Raw genomic sequence first — 17715 nt, 5'->3', positions numbered from 1 at the left:
ATCTACACCCCTCTTTGTTGCCGCAGGACGCGGCGTACTTAGGATGTGTCCCTTAATTCGGCGCTTCACGCATTTTTATTATGGAGGAAAATATTATGGATGAAATTTTACAAGATGATGAACGACTCGATTATTTATTAGCGGAAGATTTGCGGATTATTCAAAGTCCGTCTGTATTTTCTTTTTCTTTGGATGCAGTACTACTTGCAAGATTTGCCTATGTCCCGCTACAACAAACTGGAAAAATTGTAGATATATGTGCAGGTAACGGAGCGATTCCGTTGTTTTTAAGCGCCAGAACGAACGCTACTATTACTGCTGTTGAATTACAGGAGCGGCTTGCAAATATGGCGGTAAGAAGTGTCCGGTATAATGGGCTGGAAAGCAGGATTCGCATCCTTAATGATGATGTCATTGGCATTGCGGCAAAAATCGGCTATGAGAAATACGATACAGTAACATGTAACCCTCCCTACTTCCCAGCGCATGAGGCAAGCGAAAAGAACTTATCGGAGCATCTGGCAATTGCCAGGCATGAAATCCATCTAACGCTTGAACAGGCTATCCAGTCGGCAAGCGAATTGTTAAAGCAGGGGGGAAAGGCAGCGTTTGTCCACCGTCCAGGACGTTTACTCGACATTGTCACTGCAATGCGTGCAAATCGACTTGAGCCAAAACGAATTCAGTTTATTTATCCGAAAGAAGGTAAAGAAGCAAATACATTGCTAATTGAGGCGATTAAAGACGGTAAGCCAGATTTGAAAGTATTACCGCCTCTCTATGTGTATGGTGCTGATAATGAATATACGGAAGAAGTGAGGCTCCTCCTTTATGGACAAAATGGGTGATCACTTATTTTATGTATTAGAATGCAAGGATGGGTCCTATTATGCCGGTTATACGAATGATTTGGAAAAGCGTGTTCGTGTACATAATGAAGGGAAGGGCGCTAAATATACACGCGCAAAACGACCTGTACAATGTATTTACCATGAGAACTTCGAAACAAAACGTGAAGCTATGCAGGCAGAGTATCAATTTAAACAACTGAAGAGGAATGCGAAAGAGATCTATATTAGAAAGAGGCGAAACGTAAATGAAGTCACAGAAAAGTGCTGAACCAGGCGGTGGAAAACTGTTTTTAGTCGGAACACCAATCGGTAATCTTGAAGATATGACATACCGAGCGATTCGTATCTTGAAAGAGGTAGATATGATAGCGGCAGAGGATACGCGAAATACAATCAGGTTATGTAACCATTTTGAAATTAAGACACCGCTAACAAGTTACCATGAACATAATATTGAAGTTGGTGGCGAAAAGATTTTGGCCATGCTTGCGGATGGAAAGACGGTTGCACTCGTGAGTGATGCGGGTATGCCATGCATTTCTGATCCGGGGGCAGACATTGTAGCCAAGGCAATTATTGCAGGGTACGACGTAGTTCCTGTTCCAGGTGCGAATGCAGCAATCAGCGCGCTAGTTGCTTCAGGGTTAGTACCGCAACCTTTTATGTTCTTTGGTTTCTTATCACGTCAGAAGAAGGCCAGGAACATTCAATTAGACGATTTAAAACAACGAGAAGAGACGGTTATTTTATATGAGGCACCTCACAGGCTAAAGGAGACTTTACGCGCGTTACAGACGAGCTTCGGTGGGACACGCTCTGTTGTCCTGGCAAGGGAATTGACAAAACGTTTTGAGGAATTTCTTCGTGGTACGCTTGAAGAAGCTGTTTTATGGGCAGAATCAAATGAAATACGTGGCGAGTTCTGTATTGTAATCGAAGGCAGTGACGGAGTAATTGTAGAAGAGCAACAGGAGTGGTGGAACGACTTAGAAATTCGTGATCATGTGACAGAATTGATGGAAAGAAAAGGTCTTCGTTCAAAAGAGGCAATCCGAGAAGTAGCAAATGACCGTGGATTAAGCCGTCGCGATGTTTATAAAGAATTTCATGTCGAAGATGAATGACAGACAGTAGTACATAAGAAATGCACTGTAGTCTGGACGTGAAATTTATATGTTGCAATGTATTCACAGTATGAGGTTTCATAGTATCCTAAGCAACGAAAAAAAATCCAGAACGGTTAACCGATCCGGACAATACTATTATTGATTTACTTTTTTAAGCTATCTTCAATTTCCTTGATGAGTTGTTTTGCGCCTTCTGGGCTCAAAATTAACTTGCCATCGATAAGACTTAAATTGTCGTCAGACACATCGCCCGTAATCGAGCATGTCATATTCGGCATATATTTCTTCAAGATGATTTTATCTTCATCAACGTAAATTTCCAAAGCGTCTTTTTGTGCAATACCAAGTGTACGGCGTAATTCAATTGGAATTACTACACGTCCAAGTTCATCGACTTTTCTTACAATACCAGTTGATTTCATGAGTTTAACTCCTTTCGATACATTTAGTTTCGTCAAAATTCGACAAAATTCTCTTAACAACTTTTATCATACCAAGTCTTCCAATTAACGTCAATACTAGGCGCTTAAAACTATGAGAAAAATAGTAGTTATTTAAAAAAATGCGCTATTTTTCGACAAAAATAGACTAATAGACACGGAAATAACAATGACGTTAGCTGTTGTCGAGGAATTTCATTGTATCGCCAGTACGCTTTAGATAGAATAGATAGTACATACTTATACACTGGAGGAATATTCGTGGCTGATCAGAAAAAGACTTTCTATATTACTACACCTATTTATTATCCAAGCGGGAATTTCCATATTGGTACCGCATATACCACTGTCGCTTCAGACGCGATGGCTCGTTACAAACGACTGCGCGGGTATGATGTTCGGTTCCTGACTGGAATGGATGAGCACGGTCAAAAGATACAGGAAAAAGCGCAAGAGGCCGGACTGCCACCGCAGGAGTTTGTCGATGGTATCGCAGAGACAGCGAAAAAGGTCTGGAATACAATGGACATTTCATATGACGACTTCATCCGTACGACGGAAGAGCGCCATAAAGTGATTGTCGAAAAGATTTTTAAAACATTCCTTGATAACGGCGATATTTATAAAGGGGAGTACGAAGGATGGTATTGCCTACCTTGTGAAACATACTTTACGGAAGGGCAGCTTGAAAATGGCAACTGTCCTGATTGTGGACGACCTGTCAAAAAAGTGAAGGAAGAATCATACTTCTTCAATATGAAGAAGTATGCTGGAAGACTGTTGAAGTTTTACGAAGATAATCCGAAGTTTATCGAACCGGAATCGCGTAAAAACGAAATGATTAATAACTTTATCAAACCGGGGCTTGAAGACTTATCTGTTTCTCGTATGTCGTTTGATTGGGGCATAAAAGTTCCTGGGGATCTGAAGCATGTCATTTATGTATGGGTCGATGCGTTGACGAACTACATCACAGCGCTTGGCTATCAGTCAGATGACGATTCGTTATTCAAAAAGTATTGGCCGGCGGATGTCCATGTTGTTGGAAAAGATATTGTTCGTTTCCATACAATTTATTGGCCGATTTTCTTAATGGCACTCGATTTACCGTTGCCGAAGAAAGTTTTTGCGCATGGTTTCATCATGATGAAAGATGGAAAAATGTCGAAATCTAAAGGCAATGTCGTCTATCCGGAAATGCTTGTTGAGCGCTACGGACTCGATGCGACACGTTATTTCCTTCTTCGTGAATTGCCGTTTGGGCAAGATGGTGTATTCTCACCCGAATCCTTTGTGGAGCGGACGAATTATGACCTTGCAAATGACCTCGGAAATTTATTGAACCGATCAATTTCGATGATCAATAAATATTTCGACGGAGAGATTCCGACACAAGGCCTTGTCGCAACAGATTTCGATGACAGCTTGACGAATTTCATGACGACTACAGTCGGGAAATACGAAGCATCAATGGAGAACATGCAGTTTAGCGCTGTCCTTGGCGATTTGTGGGCTCTTATATCGCGGACCAACAAATACATCGACGAGACGTCTCCATGGGTGTTAGCGAAGGATGAGGCGGATAAAGGGAAACTAGCGTCTGTTATGATGCATCTTGCGACATCACTCCGTCACATTGCTGTATTATTGCAACCGTTTATGACGGAAGCGCCTAAACAGATTATGACGCAACTGGGTCTGGATGAAAAACTGCTTGCTTGGGATACGCTGGGGAATTTCAACGCGATTCCGACAGGCACAAAAGTCGTAGAAAAGGGTGTACCAATCTTCCCGCGCCTGGATGCGGACGTTGAAGTCGTTTATATCCGTGATCAGATGGCGATTACTGCACCGGCTGAAAATGCGCCTGCTGAGCAACCTGCAAAAGTGGAAGTTGAAGAGCCGGTAGTGGCGGAGATTTCAATCGATGATTTCTTGAATGTCGATTTACGCGTTGCGACAGTAACTGCATGTGAAAGAATTCCGAAAGCAGATAAATTGCTGAAGCTCCAACTAGATATGGGTTATGAGAAACGACAAGTTGTATCGGGCATCGCAGAACATTACGAACCTGAGGCACTAGTCGGGCAGAAAGTAATTGTTGTTGCCAACTTGAAACCTGTAAAATTACGTGGAGAGCTATCCCAAGGTATGATTTTGGCTGGGAAATCAGATGGTATTTTGAAACTTGCCACAGTCGATCAGTCACTTGAAAATGGTGCACAAGTTAAATAAGAATAGAAACGGCGTCCCTCATGGAAACGCCGTTTTTCTTTTTTTGAGTATATTATCAACTATATATGTTGAATTAAAGAATCCCATTGAATCTGCAGTGGTACTCAATAATGAGAGAGTTGTAATTCGGGGTGTGGATTGTAGAACACTTGGCGCTTTGGGGATGCCTCTCACCGTAAGCCTGGATTAGCGCTTCGCATCCAGTCTTACGGCTTCGGCGACCCCTTTGCCGCGCCTGCGCTAGGGTGTTCATTATCGAGAGATATATGATTTTGAGATGTATATGCTGAGATTATAATGTGATTACTAGTTGATACTACTTATAGTCAAGAAAGATGCACTCCAGGTTGCAGATTTCATCCCTGAAAATGAAAAGCTCTTTCTCACATAGACCATCCAGCGAAGGCGCGACTTCGTGGTAGCCGGAGCGATAAGACTGAAAGTGGTCTCCTTTCTGGCTTATCGCGGGAGGCATCCACAAAGCGTCGAAGCGGTATTCGTAGGATTTCTATTTCATTCTAATTATTTGGGTTTTTTCAGTTGCTTCTCGAAAGCCCCTGTAAAGCGCATATGTCGTATTCATTTGTTCAACATATATAATAAACGATAAATATTGAACATATAACTACAAGTGAAAACTAAGCGAAGGTAATATTTATATCAACATATATAGTATGTAATGGAAGCTATAATCCGTTCGATTAAAATAAAACAATTGTGAGGCGAAAATAATGTATATAGATACACACGTTCATTTAAATGCAGATCAGTATGAAGAAGATATAGATGAAGTGATTCAACGTGCCCAAGAAGCCGGTGTTGACAAGATGGTGGTCGTTGGATTTGATCGCAAGACGATTTTGAAGGCAATGGAACTGACTGAACAGCACGCTTTCATTTACGCCGTTGTCGGTTGGCATCCTGTAGATGCAATCGACTGCACAGAAAAAGACTTAGAATGGATTGAATCACTCGCCGCGCACCCTAAAGTGGTTGGTATTGGGGAAACAGGATTGGATTATCATTGGGATAAATCACCGCGAGATGTGCAACAGGAAGTGTTCAGAAAACAGATTCAGCTTGCCCAGAAAGTAAAACTGCCAATTATTATCCATAACCGAGATGCAACGGCGGATGTCGTTCGTATCTTGAAAGAAGAGGGAGCAGAAAAAACGGGCGGAATTATGCATTGTTTTGGTGGAAGTGTCGAGACTGCAAATGACTGCATAAAAATGAATTTCATGATTTCATTGGGAGGACCAGTTACATTTAAAAATGCAAAGGCGCCAAAACAAGTTGCAACGGAAATTTCGCTTGATCATTTATTAATCGAAACAGATGCGCCTTATCTCGCACCTCATCCGTACCGTGGAAAAAGGAATGAACCGGCATGGGTGACGCTTGTTGCGGAAGAAATAGCGAGACTTAAAGGTCTCCCCATTGAAGAAGTGGCAAAAAGAACGACCGCAAACGCTTTGAAAGTATTTAACATAACATGAATAAGATGGTAGGAAGTTTTCCATGCTTTTTATATGAAGGGCTTCCTAAATTTGTTATTCACCAAATTCATACGGGTTGACATGCCGAAGAGTACCCTTTATAATCAGCCGAGTGATGAAGGAGGAGTTTTTTTCATGTCAAAAAGTACCATGAAAAACCTGTTCTATAAGTCATTGAGGAGTAAAAAAGTAGCGATTACCGTAGTTTCGCTAACGCTATTTGTTACTGTTATTTCACTTGTTCTCTTTGAGGGAACAAAAAAATCGATCACGTTGGACGTGGACGGTAAAGAACTTAACATTAAAACGCACGCACATACAGTTGGTAAACTTCTCTCCGAACAGGAAATTGAAGTTGCCAAACACGATCTAGTAATACCCTCAGTGAATACACCTATCGAGGATGGTCTATCGATTAGGTGGGAACAGTCGCAACAAGTTGTAATAAATGTCGATCAGGATACCAAATCCATATGGACGACTAATCATAAGGTGGAAGAGATACTTGCTGAAGCAGATATCGAAATTACCGAATATGATGTTGTAAACCCAGTGCTAGATGAACAGCTAGGGAAAGAAAATAGCATTACCGTCCAAAAAGCGTTTGAAGTAACGTTGAATGACGGCGGAGAAGAAAAGAAGGTCCGGTCAACTTCGACTACGGTCGCTGACTTTTTAAAGAGAGAGAACATTCATTTGAATGATGACGATCGTCTGAATAGAAAGGCAGATGGGTATCTAAAGCCTGGCTCTATAGTGGCAGTCGTACGAGTGGAAAAAGTCACCGATGTAGTGGAAGAACCGGCGAACTTTGCAGTTGAAACACGCAACGATCCATCTTTACTGAAAGGGCGAGAAAAAATCGTCCAAGCGGGAAAAAAAGGAACGGTTTCACGGAAGTTTGAAATTGTGAAAGAAAACGGGAAGGAAATTTCCCGTAAGCTTCTAGAAGAGAAGTCAATTAAAAAACCACAAACGAAGATCGTTTCCGTAGGCTCGCAAGTGATGGTCGCAAGTGCATCAGCTGGGACGTCTAATTCAAAAACTGTATCGCGTAACGATTCATCCGCGGAAGGTGGGGAGTTCTACGTAACCGCTACGGCCTATACGGCGCATTGTAATGGTTGTTCTGGAATTACACGAACAGGCATTAATTTACGTGCGAACCCTAATTTGAAAGTTATTGCAGTCGACCCAAGCGTTATCCCGCTCGGTTCTAAAGTGTGGGTTGAAGGATACGGCTATGCCGTTGCAGGGGATACAGGCGGTGCAATCAAAGGCAAGAAGATTGATCTGCACGTAGCAACGAAAGGCGATGCCTATAAATTCGGCAGACGCCAAGTGAAAATTAAAATCATCGATTGATATATACATCCGCAGGACTGATATTAGTCCCGCGGATTATTGTGTTATAGCCATCTTCTGCTGAAGGAAGTTAAACCTCTGGGGGATATTATAAATTTTGAATTACGCCGAGGCGTAATTGATCGCCTGCCCATCTGTACATCCGCTTGCCGTCAGAGTAGAATTAGGGAAAGAATGCAATGGGAATGAGGATTTTTGTGAACATTAAAGAAATTATTGTTGTTGAAGGCAAGTCTGATACAGTAGCCGTGAAACGGGCAGCAGGTGCGGATACGATTGAAACGAACGGTTCTGCAATCGACGAGTTAACGCTCACGCGTATTCGGCATGCTCAGGAAACGCGAGGCGTCATCGTATTCACGGATCCCGACTTTCCTGGCAGAAGAATCCGCGCCATCATTGAAGAGCGTATTCCAGGTGTTAAACATGCTTTTCTTGAAAAGAAGCTGACGATTGCCAAAAATGGATCGGGGCTAGGTATTGAGCATGCACATGATGAGCATATACGGGCTGCGCTAAGTGCGGTTTACACCGTGGACGACCAGCCTGCTGTTGATATACCACTAGCAGATTTGATGACGGCTAGGCTTATCGGACATCCTGATGCAAAAAGGCGCCGTGAGCGCTTAAGTGAGCTGTTGCAAATCGGTCAAGTGAATGGCAAAGGATTAAAGAAGCGGTTGGAAATGTTCCGAATTGGTTATGATCGATTGGGAGAAGTATTAAAGGTTCTAGACGAGGAGGAAACGGAAAATAATGAATAAAGATATTGCGACTCCGGTCAGGACGAAAGAGATTCTCGCTAAATACGGTTTTTCGCTCAAAAAAAGTTTAGGTCAAAACTTCTTGATTGACCCCAATATTTTACGCAATATCGTTTCGCACGCAGGCTTGTCCGAAAAAACAGGTGTTATTGAAATCGGACCCGGTATTGGTGCATTGACAGAACATCTTGCAAGAAGCGCAGGAAAAGTCGTCGCTTTTGAAATTGACGGACGCCTCCTTCCTGTATTGGAAGATACCCTGTCGCCTTACGACAACGTGACAATCGTTCATCAGGACATACTGGAAGCTGACCTTCTACAAGTAATGCAGGACCACTTCGCGGATTATGAGGATGTTGTAGTTGTTGCAAACTTGCCTTATTATGTGACAACGCCAATTATCATGAAATTCTTACTTGGTAAAGTTCCAGTATCAGGTATGGTAGTTATGATGCAGAAAGAAGTAGCAGATCGCATTACCGCCGTTCCAGGGACAAAAGCATACGGTTCTCTATCCATAGCTATTCAGTACTATATGGATGCGGAAGTGGCTATGATTGTACCGAAGACGGTATTCATGCCGCAACCAAACGTTGAGTCGGCTGTTCTACGTTTGACAAGAAAAGAAACGGCGCCAGCAAAAGTAATCGATGAAGACTTTATGTTTGTAGTTTCTAGAGGTTCATTCGTCCAGCGCCGGAAGACGATTTTGAACAACTTGCAATCCTCACTTCCTAATGGCAAGTTGAAGAAAGAAGTGATCTTGCAAGCTTTCGAACAAATTGGCATGGACCCTGGCCGACGTGGAGAAACACTGACAATAGAAGAATTTGCAAACTTGTCGAATGCCTTGTATGAGGACTTCTTTGAGAAGAAGAAAAAACGATAGAGTTAGGACGTTTTTATTAGAAAAATACCCTTTTTTCTAATAAAAAGATTGACAAAGTAGACCAGCAATTGTTAAAATGAAGATTTTAATTGACAGAAACTTTTAAAAGTGTTATGCTTATACTTAGTGAGGTGTAAGCGACGTGCCAAAAACATTAGCGGACATTAAGAAGTCATTGGATTCTCATCTGGGAAAACGTTTGCACTTAAAAGCAAACGGTGGTCGGAAGAAGACAATCGAGAGAGCTGGAGTGCTGCGGGAAACATATCGTGCAGTATTCGTAGTTGAACTTGACCAGGACGAAAATGCATTTGAAAGAGTATCTTACAGCTACGCAGACATTTTAACCGAAGCGGTTGAAATAACAATTCTTGAAGGTGCAGATCCTACTGCATTCATTATCAAATAATTACAGTCTTAATGATTTAATTCATTTTTAAACAACACCTGTGCAAGCATTCTGAAAATGGATGTCTTGTGCGGGTGTTTTTTCTTTCGTTTGGTTCATACTACAATTGTCAGCCAAAAGGAGGAAAACCGAATGGCGAAAAAACGTGGCATTATGTCTGAAGGCTTGAAGGTAGAAATTGCGAAAGAGCTTGGATTTTATGATGTTGTGGAGCGAGAAGGTTGGGGCGGCATCAAATCACGCGACGCGGGCAATATGGTGAAGCGAGCAATTGAAATGGCCGAACGAGGAGTAGCACAAAAGAAATAACGCTATGAATTACCCATTATCCAACTAACAGGCTGACAAAAGAAGAGCTGAATCCGGGAGCATCAAGATATCCGGCCAGCTCTTCTTTTTAGTGCCTGGGAAGTTGTGCGATATAGATAGGATTGGTCGTCCGTTGTTTATGAATGGTAGGTATGATTATATGGTCGGTTGTGTTTCCACATTTGTTCTGAAACCGAGGCTTTCAAAAATCAATTATCCTATTATTATCATTTCACAGCGCAAATATTTCACCCTATGCTAAAATAGGGGGATACAGACTAGCTGGAATGGAGGGAGCCGGATGCTTTATGAAAAGGCACCAGCAAAAATCAATTTAACACTCGATGTATTACATAAGCGACCGGATAATTTTCATGAAGTCGAAATGATTATGACTACGGTTGATTTAGCAGACAGAATCTGGCTTCGTCCGACAGATAACGGGAAAATCATCATCAAGGCGTCAGAACGACATGTACCCAATGATCGAAAGAACTTGGCTTATCAAGCTGCTGAATTGTTACAAATTGAATGTGGTATTACAAAAGGTGTTGAGATTACACTAGAAAAAAGTATTCCTGTTGCTGCAGGGCTCGCGGGCGGAAGTTCGGATGCTGCTGCTACGCTACGGGGATTGAATAGGCTATGGAATTTAAAATTGAGTGTCGAAGAACTCGCGAGGCTTGGGGCACGAATTGGTTCGGATGTTTCATTTTGCGTACATGGCGGTACAGCACTTGCGACGGGGCGCGGAGAATTAATTGAAATCCTACCTCCCCCACCAAACTGTTGGGTCATTCTCGCGAAACCGGCCATTTCGGTTTCGACAGGAGATATATACGGAAAGTTGAATTTATCTGCGATTGATCATATCGATACGGTTCGAATGATTGAAGCATTAAGGGCGGAAGATTACGACAAAATGTGCAACTCAGTCGGAAATGTCCTAGAAACCGTCACAATGGATCTGTATCCACAAGTCGTTGTTCTGAAAGAGCAGATGAAGAGATTTGGTGCAGATGCAGTTTTAATGAGTGGTAGCGGCCCGACAGTTTTCGGTCTCGTTAAACATGAATCCAGGGTACCGAGAATTTATAACGGGCTAAAAGGGTTCTGTCCAGAAGTATATGCGGTTAGAATGGTCGGTGGACATACAATTCTTGATTAAATACGTACGATTGTGGTAATGTACATTAAAATATTCGGGTTTAGGAGATGGTACTATGAAGTGGAAAAGGAGCGAGCGGCTTGTAGATATGACTAGCCAATTGTTAGAATCTCCACATGAACTTATTCCACTGACCTTCTTCTCCGAACGTTACCAAGCGGCTAAATCCTCGATTAGTGAGGATTTGACGATTGTAAAAGAAACGTTTGAGGAAAAAGGCACAGGAAAACTGGTGACGGTTTCCGGAGCAGCGGGAGGAGTGAAGTTCATCCCGAAGATGGTAGAATCCGACGTTCGTGAAGTGATGTCGCTTCTAATGGAGAAACTTGGGCATTCGGATCGATTGCTGCCAGGCGGTTATTTATTCATGACGGATCTTCTTGGCAATCCGCGCATTATGGATCGTGTGGGTAAAGTATTTGCTTCAGCGTACGCGGAGACAGACATTGATGTGATTATGACGGTAGCGACGAAGGGTATTCCGATTGCCCATGCAATTGCGCGTCACCTGAATGTCCCAGTCGTTGTCGTTCGCCGTGATAGCAAGGTGACCGAGGGACCAACTGTGAGCATTAATTATGTATCTGGTTCAACCAGACGTATTCAAACAATGGTATTATCGAAAAGAAGCATGCAAAGCGGACGCAAAGTCCTCATTACAGACGATTTCATGAAAGCAGGCGGTACGATGCTTGGGATGAAGAGTCTTCTGGAGGAATTTGGTTGCGAACTGGCAGGTATAGCTGTTCTAGTAGAATCCGATCATGCTGAAGAGGTTCTCGTCGATAACTACTTATCTCTTGTTAAGCTTCATGCAGTAAATGAAAAGAATGGGACCATCGAGTTAGAAGAAGGAAACTATTTTGCGGAAGGTGGAAAATGATATGAATTATGTAGCGACAGAAAACGCACCACAGGCAATTGGACCTTATGCACAAGCGGTTAGTGTGAACGGAATGGTATATACATCCGGGCAAATTCCATTGACACCGGAAGGACTGCTTGTTGAGGGGACTATCGAAGATCAAACGCACCAAGTGTTCGCCAATTTAAAAGAAGTGCTGAAAGCAGCAGGTTCATCTTTGGATAAAGTAGTCAAAGCAACTGTTTTTATTAAAGATATGAATGAATTCGTTGCTGTCAATGACATTTACGCACAGCATTTTGGGTCTCATACACCTGCACGTTCAACTGTTGAAGTTGCTAGATTACCGAAAGACGTAAAAATTGAAATAGAGGTTATTGCTCTAGTAGCCAAATAACAGATACCCGCCCAAATATCACTTTGGGCGGGTTTTTTATTTCCGTGTCTTTCAAAATGTTTAAATAATTGTGTTTATAAAGAAGGGAAACGCTTACTTTTGTGGAATATAGTCGTCATGCACTGTAAAGACAAAAGGAGTGGTAAGAGATGGAAGTAACAGATGTGAGGTTACGAAAGATGGAAACTGATGGAAGGATGAGGGCAATTGCTTCGATTACAATTGACGATGAATTTGTCGTGCATGACATTCGGGTCATCGATGGAAATGAGGGATTGTTCGTAGCGATGCCGAGTAAACGAACGCCTGATGGAGAGTTTCGTGATGTAGCACATCCAATTAATACAAGTGCTCGAACCAAAATCCAAGATGCAGTAATGGCGGCATACCACCTTTCTGCAGAAGAAGCAGTATTTGAAGGCGCTGGTGCATGATGTGGCCCCTTCGTTTTTACCTATACTTATCGTGAAATAATATAGACAGCCTGTGGATAATTTACAATATAGAAGTTTCACGTCTAGGCTCCGGGCACAAAATGCTCGGAGACCTGCAGGATGTGGGTTCCGTTGAAGCGGGATTGAACTACGATTCACTTTGTGCTAGATGATAAGGACAACTTAGGTTGTGTTCACTTGCAGGTTCCCTGCGCTTTTTTTATGGATTTTTTTGGCATTAAAAAGCTGAATAAAAAAGAGAAAATAATGATAAAAGATTGTAATCAACTTGTCAAGAGGTATGAGGTTGAAAATTAGCCCGTTTTCAGCTATAGTCAATAGTGAAAACATTCGAGGGGGATTCGCCTTCATCCCTCATTCATGGGGGCTATTAAATGACAAATACATATGCCGTTGTCCTGGCTGCAGGGCAAGGTACACGGATGAAGTCCGATTTATATAAAGTACTGCATCCCGTTTGTGGAAAACCGATGGTCGAACACGTAATTGATCATATACGCGGTCTTGGTATTGGTCGAATTGTTACGATTGTTGGACATGGTGCAGAAACGGTAGAAGAAACGCTTGGAGAGAAAAGTGAATATGCGCTACAGCAAGAGCAATTAGGCACGGCACACGCTGTTCAGCAGGCTGAGAGGCTTATTGGTGACTTGGATGGTACGACTATCGTTGTATGCGGAGATACGCCGCTCATTCGTTCTGAGACAATGGAGGAATTGATTGCGCATCATAAAGCAACAGGAGCAAAAGCAACTATCTTGACGGCTAATGCGGATGATCCAACAGGATACGGGCGCATTATCAGGGGAGAGAGTGGCCAAGTCCTCCGAAATGTTGAACAGAAAGATGCAACTCCTGAAGAACAAAAAGTGACGGAAATCAATACAGGTACCTATTGCTTTGACAATCGGACACTTTTTGAAACGTTGAAAAAAGTGAAAAATAATAATACGCAAGGGGAATACTATCTCCCTGATGTTGTCGGTATTTTGCAATCTGAAAATGCACTCGTTTCAGCATACGTGACAGGGGATTTCAGTGAAACACTCGGTATCAATGACCGCGTAGTCTTGGCAGAAGCAGAGCGTGTCATGCGTAGACGTATAGCTGAAAAGCATATGCGGAATGGTGTAACAATTATCAACCCCGAAAGCACGTATATAAGCGCGGCAGCCGAAATTGGCCGTGATACAGTTCTTCAACCGGGTACAATGATTGAAGGTCATACCGTTATCGGCAATAAGTGTGTAATAGGACCAAATAGCCAGATTGTCGACAGTGTAATCGGTGATAATACAAATGTGCATTCATCTGTTGTACTATCTAGCAGAATTGGTTCAACTACGGCAATAGGACCGTTCGCACATATCCGCCCGGACTCTGATCTTGGAGACAGTGTGAAAATCGGTAACTTTGTGGAAGTGAAAAAGGCGACACTAGGTGAAGGTAGCAAAGTGTCACATTTAAGCTATATTGGTGACGCAAAAATTGGGTCGCATGTAAATGTAGGTTGTGGAACAATCACTGTTAACTACGATGGCAAGAACAAGCATCTTACAACAATCGAAGATAATGCATTTATTGGTTGTAATTCCAATTTAGTCGCTCCAGTTACAGTTGGAAAAGGTGCATATGTAGCAGCTGGATCGACAATTACTAAAAGTGTGCCAGAAAGTTCACTTGCAATTGCGCGTGCACGGCAGGAGAATAAAGAAGGATATGCAAACAAACTAAATCTCAGTTAAACAGGGGGAACATGATGGCTAATCACTATCCTAACGATAAACTTAAGATATTTTCTTTGAATTCGAACCAAACACTTGCGGTGCAAGTAGCGGAAAAAATCGGACGTCCACTTGGCAAATGCTCGGTCAAACAATTCAGTGACGGAGAAGTCCAAATCAATATCGAAGAAAGTATCCGTGGCTGCGATGTATTCGTCATCCAGTCGACATCGTACCCTGTCAATGAAAACTTGATGGAACTTCTTATTATGATTGACGCTTTGAAACGTGCGTCAGCACGCACAATCAATGTCGTTATGCCTTATTATGGCTATGCGCGCCAAGATCGTAAAGCACGTTCACGTGAACCGATTACAGCGAAACTTGTTGCAAATTTACTTGAAACAGCAGGAGCCCACCGTGTCATTGCAATCGATCTGCATGCACCACAAATCCAAGGTTTCTTCGATATCCCAATCGATCATCTTGTTGCTGAGCCAATCCTTACAGAATACTTTAAAGGAAAAGGCTTGAACATCGATGAGCTTGTTATTGTATCACCGGATCATGGCGGTGTAACGCGTGCGCGTAAGATGGCGGACCGCATGAAAGCACCTATTGCGATTATTGACAAACGTCGCCCACGCCCAAATGTTGCTGAAGTGATGAATATCGTTGGCAATGTTGAAGGGAAAACAGCAATCCTAATTGATGATATTATCGATACAGCAGGGACAATCACAATTGCGGCGAGCGCTTTAATCGAAAGTGGAGCAAAAGAAGTGTATGCTTGTTGTACACACCCAGTGTTGTCAGGTCCAGCAATCGAACGAATTGATAATTCGCAAATTAAAGAATTGGTTATTACAAATTCAATTGAGCTTCCGGCAACGAAAACATCCCCAAAAATCAAGCAACTTTCGATCGCTTCATTGCTTGCAGAAGCGATCGTGCGTGTGTTCGAAGAGAAATCTGTTAGTACATTGTTTGAGTAAATTTAATTTAGATGTTTCATGTCGCTTGTCATTGGGTATTTATTAGTTAACACAACTTTTTTTAAAGAAGGGTGATTAAATAAAATGAGTACAACTATACAATCAGAAGCGAGAGTACCATCAAAACAATCAGCACTAACTGGATTACGTAAAGAGGGCTATGTTCCAGCGGTCGTCTACGGTTATAAAACAGAAGCTACATCGATTTCAGTAAAAGAGCGAGACTTACTAAAAACATTACAAATAACGGGCCGTAATGGCGTTATTAAACTTAATATTGACGGGAAGGACCTTAATGTTGTCCTAAACGATTATCAATCTGACGTATTAAAAGGTGAAATTCGACATGCGGACTTCCTTGCTATCAATATGACAGAGGAGCTTGAAGTAGATGTTACTATACATCTTATTGGCGAATCTGTTGGCTTGAAAGAGGGAGGCGTACTTCAACAACCGAACCGTGAAGTGACCATCAAAGTGAAACCTTCGGATATTCCGGAGACATTTGATATCGACATTTCAAAACTTCAAATCGGCGAAACGATTACAGTAGCTGAAATTCGTGCGAATTCGAAATATGAGATTTTAAACGAAGATGATCATGCACTTGTTCTAATTTCATCACCACGTACAGCGGCGGAGATGGAAGAACTTGAAAGCGAAGCTTCTGAATCAGAAGAGCCAGAAGTAATTGGTGAGAAGAAAGAAGCGAAGTAATACAAACATGAGCGCACGGAAATCCGTGCGCTTCTTTTCTGTTTCATAGTTAAGTAATTATAGGTTTTTTAACTTGGAATAGTGTCTTAGCACTAGTCACAAGGCTCCTAGGATATAGCTATGCAGTCGTTTGCGACAGGGAGTCGCTCACTTAGACTGCCTTTTTTGCTCTCTTTAAGCCCATGGCATCTGTATCGTTTCCTTGTGCTTTTCTCAAGGATAGGAAAGTATAACTTTATCTACATGAATCGGTGTCTAGACTCTAGCGCTTTTCTAAATCCTCTAGTGTAAAAGGAAGATGAAATCTATGAAAATGATAATAGGACTCGGAAATCCGGGTAAACAATATGAAAAAACACGCCATAATGTGGGGTTTCATGTCATTGACGAGCTTAGTACTCGTCTGCCAATCACTGCAGTACAATCGAAATTTGGTGGCATGTATACGGTTGTCCATCGTCCGGAAGGAAAAGTAATGCTTGTCAAGCCGCTTACTTATATGAACCTATCTGGTGAATGTGTTCGGCCATTGATGGATTACTTCGATATCGACGTAGAAGATATCGTTGTTCTGTATGATGATCTTGATATTGCTCCCGGAACAATTCGACTGCGTCAAAAAGGCAGTGCGGGTGGCCATAACGGCATGAAATCACTTATTGCTCATCTTGGTACGGACCAGTTCAATCGAATCCGAATCGGTGTTGGTCGTCCCATCGGTGGTATGAAAGTGGCTGATTACGTTCTAGCACCTTTCGGCAAAGATGAAAAACCATTAATTGAAGACATGGTGAAAAAAAGTGCATCCGCATGTGAAGCGTGGCTGGGCAAACCATTTAATGATGTCATGAACAACTTTAATGGTGTATAAGGAATAATAAAGCCGTCTTGCGCCTATACTTTGAGAAAAGGGGCGGAGACTAAAATGGCGATCCGTTATACTTGCCGGCATTGTGAGACTGAAATTGGCACACTTCCGTTTGAATCTGCGAAGGAGGCTATCCTTCTGCTGCACAAGATGGACGAAGAGGAAGTTGAGCATTTTCTGACGTATGAAAAAGACGGGGCATTGACGGTGCGATGCATCTGCGAACAGTGTGAGCAATCGCTTCAACGATTCCCGGACTACTATACACTTAACAAATGGCTTCAATAAGATGTACGCTTTGGCGCTAAATGCGTCCAAAGCTTTTTCTGTTTTTCTGTCTAAAGGTATTTGTGTTGAACTATTAAATTATTTTGAATTGGCTGCGGCATAAGGGGATGTCTTAGGGCTTCGGTTACTTGATGTCCAGTTAATGAGATAATTTCCAGCAAAGGCGTCTACTGGGTTAGCCGAAGCAATAAGTCTGACAGTGATTTTCTATCCGGCTTATTGTGGGAGGCATCCCCTAGTGCCAAGCGTTGTTGGTAGGATTCTTTATTACAACATATATAGATAATTATTTTTCCAATATATAAATATAGTTTGGACTTGGCGCACTTGAATGGCCTAGCCCTTTTTGA

At 42.3% G+C, this 17715-nt stretch carries 20 protein-coding genes; 19 read left to right on the top strand and 1 reads right to left on the bottom strand.

The window, feature by feature from the left end; all coding sequences use genetic code 11:
- The first annotated feature begins 95 nt into the window (after window positions 1-95).
- From ACGLYD_RS18960 to rsmI, 3 genes are read left to right on the top strand one after another with little or no spacing between them, the layout of a single operon-like run.
- Window positions 96-848, top strand: coding sequence for a tRNA1(Val) (adenine(37)-N6)-methyltransferase (locus ACGLYD_RS18960; protein ID WP_187046265.1), 753 nt, complete (start codon window positions 96-98; stop codon window positions 846-848).
- On the top strand, window positions 832-1119 hold the full coding sequence (locus ACGLYD_RS18955; protein WP_067213759.1) for a GIY-YIG nuclease family protein: 288 nt from the start codon (window positions 832-834) through the stop codon (window positions 1117-1119). Before ACGLYD_RS18960 ends, ACGLYD_RS18955 begins: the two co-directional genes overlap by 17 nt.
- Window positions 1097-1975, top strand: coding sequence for a 16S rRNA (cytidine(1402)-2'-O)-methyltransferase (gene rsmI / locus ACGLYD_RS18950; protein WP_067213758.1), 879 nt, complete (start codon window positions 1097-1099; stop codon window positions 1973-1975). The genes ACGLYD_RS18955 and rsmI overlap by 23 nt, the downstream gene beginning before the upstream one ends.
- A gap of 146 nt (window positions 1976-2121) precedes the next feature.
- On the opposite strand, the gene ACGLYD_RS18945 is transcribed toward rsmI, so the two are convergent.
- Entirely contained in the window at window positions 2122-2400 is a 279-nt protein-coding gene (locus ACGLYD_RS18945) for an AbrB/MazE/SpoVT family DNA-binding domain-containing protein (RefSeq protein WP_067213757.1), read from the bottom strand.
- Between the two features lie 279 nt (window positions 2401-2679).
- Here ACGLYD_RS18945 and metG point away from each other — a divergent pair, with 279 nt between their 5' ends.
- The 16 genes from metG to ACGLYD_RS18865 all read left to right on the top strand — a co-directional run bounded on the left by metG (window position 2680) and on the right by ACGLYD_RS18865 (window position 17365).
- Complete coding sequence (gene metG / locus ACGLYD_RS18940; protein ID WP_399629893.1) at window positions 2680-4653, top strand: methionine--tRNA ligase; 1974 nt, start codon at window positions 2680-2682, stop codon at window positions 4651-4653.
- Window positions 4654-5384: 731 nt separating this feature from the next.
- Window positions 5385-6152, top strand: coding sequence for a TatD family hydrolase (locus ACGLYD_RS18935; protein ID WP_399629890.1), 768 nt, complete (start codon window positions 5385-5387; stop codon window positions 6150-6152).
- Window positions 6153-6287: 135 nt separating this feature from the next.
- The gene (locus ACGLYD_RS18930) at window positions 6288-7517 is read left to right on the top strand and encodes a ubiquitin-like domain-containing protein (protein ID WP_399629887.1); all 1230 of its coding nucleotides are present in this window, start codon (window positions 6288-6290) and stop codon (window positions 7515-7517) included.
- Between the two features lie 197 nt (window positions 7518-7714).
- Window positions 7715-8281: a ribonuclease M5 gene (gene rnmV, locus ACGLYD_RS18925; protein WP_067214112.1), complete on the top strand. Its 567-nt coding sequence runs from the start codon at window positions 7715-7717 to the stop codon at window positions 8279-8281.
- Window positions 8274-9170, top strand: a complete 897-nt coding sequence (gene rsmA, locus ACGLYD_RS18920) for a 16S rRNA (adenine(1518)-N(6)/adenine(1519)-N(6))-dimethyltransferase RsmA (RefSeq protein WP_187046260.1) — start codon at window positions 8274-8276, stop codon at window positions 9168-9170. Before rnmV ends, rsmA begins: the two co-directional genes overlap by 8 nt.
- Before the next feature lie 142 nt (window positions 9171-9312).
- The gene (gene veg, locus ACGLYD_RS18915; RefSeq protein WP_067213752.1) at window positions 9313-9579 is read left to right on the top strand and encodes a biofilm formation stimulator Veg; all 267 of its coding nucleotides are present in this window, start codon (window positions 9313-9315) and stop codon (window positions 9577-9579) included.
- A 132-nt stretch (window positions 9580-9711) separates the two neighbouring features.
- On the top strand, window positions 9712-9888 hold the full coding sequence (locus ACGLYD_RS18910) for a small, acid-soluble spore protein, alpha/beta type (protein WP_067213751.1): 177 nt from the start codon (window positions 9712-9714) through the stop codon (window positions 9886-9888).
- Window positions 9889-10189: 301 nt separating this feature from the next.
- Complete coding sequence (gene ispE, locus ACGLYD_RS18905) at window positions 10190-11056, top strand: 4-(cytidine 5'-diphospho)-2-C-methyl-D-erythritol kinase (RefSeq protein ID WP_399629883.1); 867 nt, start codon at window positions 10190-10192, stop codon at window positions 11054-11056.
- A 55-nt stretch (window positions 11057-11111) separates the two neighbouring features.
- Window positions 11112-11939 (top strand): pur operon repressor, encoded by an 828-nt coding sequence (gene purR / locus ACGLYD_RS18900; RefSeq protein ID WP_067213749.1) that lies wholly within the window; start codon window positions 11112-11114, stop codon window positions 11937-11939.
- A gap of 1 nt (window position 11940) precedes the next feature.
- Window positions 11941-12318, top strand: a complete 378-nt coding sequence (locus ACGLYD_RS18895; RefSeq protein WP_067213748.1) for a RidA family protein — start codon at window positions 11941-11943, stop codon at window positions 12316-12318.
- Between the two features lie 149 nt (window positions 12319-12467).
- Window positions 12468-12752 (top strand): septation regulator SpoVG, encoded by a 285-nt coding sequence (gene spoVG, locus ACGLYD_RS18890; protein ID WP_067213747.1) that lies wholly within the window; start codon window positions 12468-12470, stop codon window positions 12750-12752.
- A 395-nt stretch (window positions 12753-13147) separates the two neighbouring features.
- Window positions 13148-14518 carry a bifunctional UDP-N-acetylglucosamine diphosphorylase/glucosamine-1-phosphate N-acetyltransferase GlmU gene (gene glmU / locus ACGLYD_RS18885; RefSeq protein WP_340741127.1) on the top strand — a complete coding sequence of 457 codons (1371 nt, stop codon included), beginning with the start codon at window positions 13148-13150 and terminating at the stop codon, window positions 14516-14518.
- A 14-nt stretch (window positions 14519-14532) separates the two neighbouring features.
- Window positions 14533-15492, top strand: a complete 960-nt coding sequence (locus ACGLYD_RS18880; protein ID WP_067213745.1) for a ribose-phosphate diphosphokinase — start codon at window positions 14533-14535, stop codon at window positions 15490-15492.
- 84 nt (window positions 15493-15576) lie between these two features.
- Window positions 15577-16209, top strand: coding sequence for a 50S ribosomal protein L25/general stress protein Ctc (locus ACGLYD_RS18875; protein WP_067213744.1), 633 nt, complete (start codon window positions 15577-15579; stop codon window positions 16207-16209).
- 307 nt (window positions 16210-16516) lie between these two features.
- Window positions 16517-17080: an aminoacyl-tRNA hydrolase gene (gene pth, locus ACGLYD_RS18870; RefSeq protein ID WP_067213743.1), complete on the top strand. Its 564-nt coding sequence runs from the start codon at window positions 16517-16519 to the stop codon at window positions 17078-17080.
- Between the two features lie 54 nt (window positions 17081-17134).
- The gene (locus ACGLYD_RS18865; RefSeq protein ID WP_067213742.1) at window positions 17135-17365 is read left to right on the top strand and encodes an anti-sigma-F factor Fin; all 231 of its coding nucleotides are present in this window, start codon (window positions 17135-17137) and stop codon (window positions 17363-17365) included.
- Window positions 17366-17715 lie beyond the last annotated feature (350 nt).

The organism is Sporosarcina sp. SG10008 (genome assembly GCF_044569405.1).
Lineage (GTDB): Bacteria > Bacillota > Bacilli > Bacillales_A > Planococcaceae > Sporosarcina > Sporosarcina psychrophila.
The sequence above is the reverse complement of the archived record's forward strand: the minus strand, read 5'-3'. Positions and strand labels throughout refer to the sequence as shown.

Excerpts from the sequence above, each read along its gene's own strand:
- ispE (WP_399629883.1), top strand. The coding sequence starts at position 10,190 with ATGCTTTATGAAAAGGCACCAGCAAAAATCAATTTAACACTCGATGTA.
- ACGLYD_RS18865 (WP_067213742.1), top strand. The coding sequence starts at position 17,135 with ATGGCGATCCGTTATACTTGCCGGCATTGTGAGACTGAAATTGGCACA.
- purR (WP_067213749.1), top strand. The coding sequence starts at position 11,112 with ATGAAGTGGAAAAGGAGCGAGCGGCTTGTAGATATGACTAGCCAATTG.
- glmU (WP_340741127.1), top strand. The coding sequence starts at position 13,148 with ATGACAAATACATATGCCGTTGTCCTGGCTGCAGGGCAAGGTACACGG.
- ACGLYD_RS18930 (WP_399629887.1), top strand. The coding sequence starts at position 6,288 with ATGTCAAAAAGTACCATGAAAAACCTGTTCTATAAGTCATTGAGGAGT.
- ACGLYD_RS18935 (WP_399629890.1), top strand. The coding sequence starts at position 5,385 with ATGTATATAGATACACACGTTCATTTAAATGCAGATCAGTATGAAGAA.
- rsmA (WP_187046260.1), top strand. The coding sequence starts at position 8,274 with ATGAATAAAGATATTGCGACTCCGGTCAGGACGAAAGAGATTCTCGCT.
- ACGLYD_RS18895 (WP_067213748.1), top strand. The coding sequence starts at position 11,941 with ATGAATTATGTAGCGACAGAAAACGCACCACAGGCAATTGGACCTTAT.
- rsmI (WP_067213758.1), top strand. The coding sequence starts at position 1,097 with ATGAAGTCACAGAAAAGTGCTGAACCAGGCGGTGGAAAACTGTTTTTA.
- ACGLYD_RS18910 (WP_067213751.1), top strand. The coding sequence starts at position 9,712 with ATGGCGAAAAAACGTGGCATTATGTCTGAAGGCTTGAAGGTAGAAATT.
- spoVG (WP_067213747.1), top strand. The coding sequence starts at position 12,468 with ATGGAAGTAACAGATGTGAGGTTACGAAAGATGGAAACTGATGGAAGG.
- ACGLYD_RS18945 (WP_067213757.1), bottom strand. The coding sequence starts at position 2,400 with ATGAAATCAACTGGTATTGTAAGAAAAGTCGATGAACTTGGACGTGTA.
- ACGLYD_RS18875 (WP_067213744.1), top strand. The coding sequence starts at position 15,577 with ATGAGTACAACTATACAATCAGAAGCGAGAGTACCATCAAAACAATCA.
- ACGLYD_RS18960 (WP_187046265.1), top strand. The coding sequence starts at position 96 with ATGGATGAAATTTTACAAGATGATGAACGACTCGATTATTTATTAGCG.
- ACGLYD_RS18955 (WP_067213759.1), top strand. The coding sequence starts at position 832 with ATGGACAAAATGGGTGATCACTTATTTTATGTATTAGAATGCAAGGAT.
- pth (WP_067213743.1), top strand. The coding sequence starts at position 16,517 with ATGAAAATGATAATAGGACTCGGAAATCCGGGTAAACAATATGAAAAA.
- ACGLYD_RS18880 (WP_067213745.1), top strand. The coding sequence starts at position 14,533 with ATGGCTAATCACTATCCTAACGATAAACTTAAGATATTTTCTTTGAAT.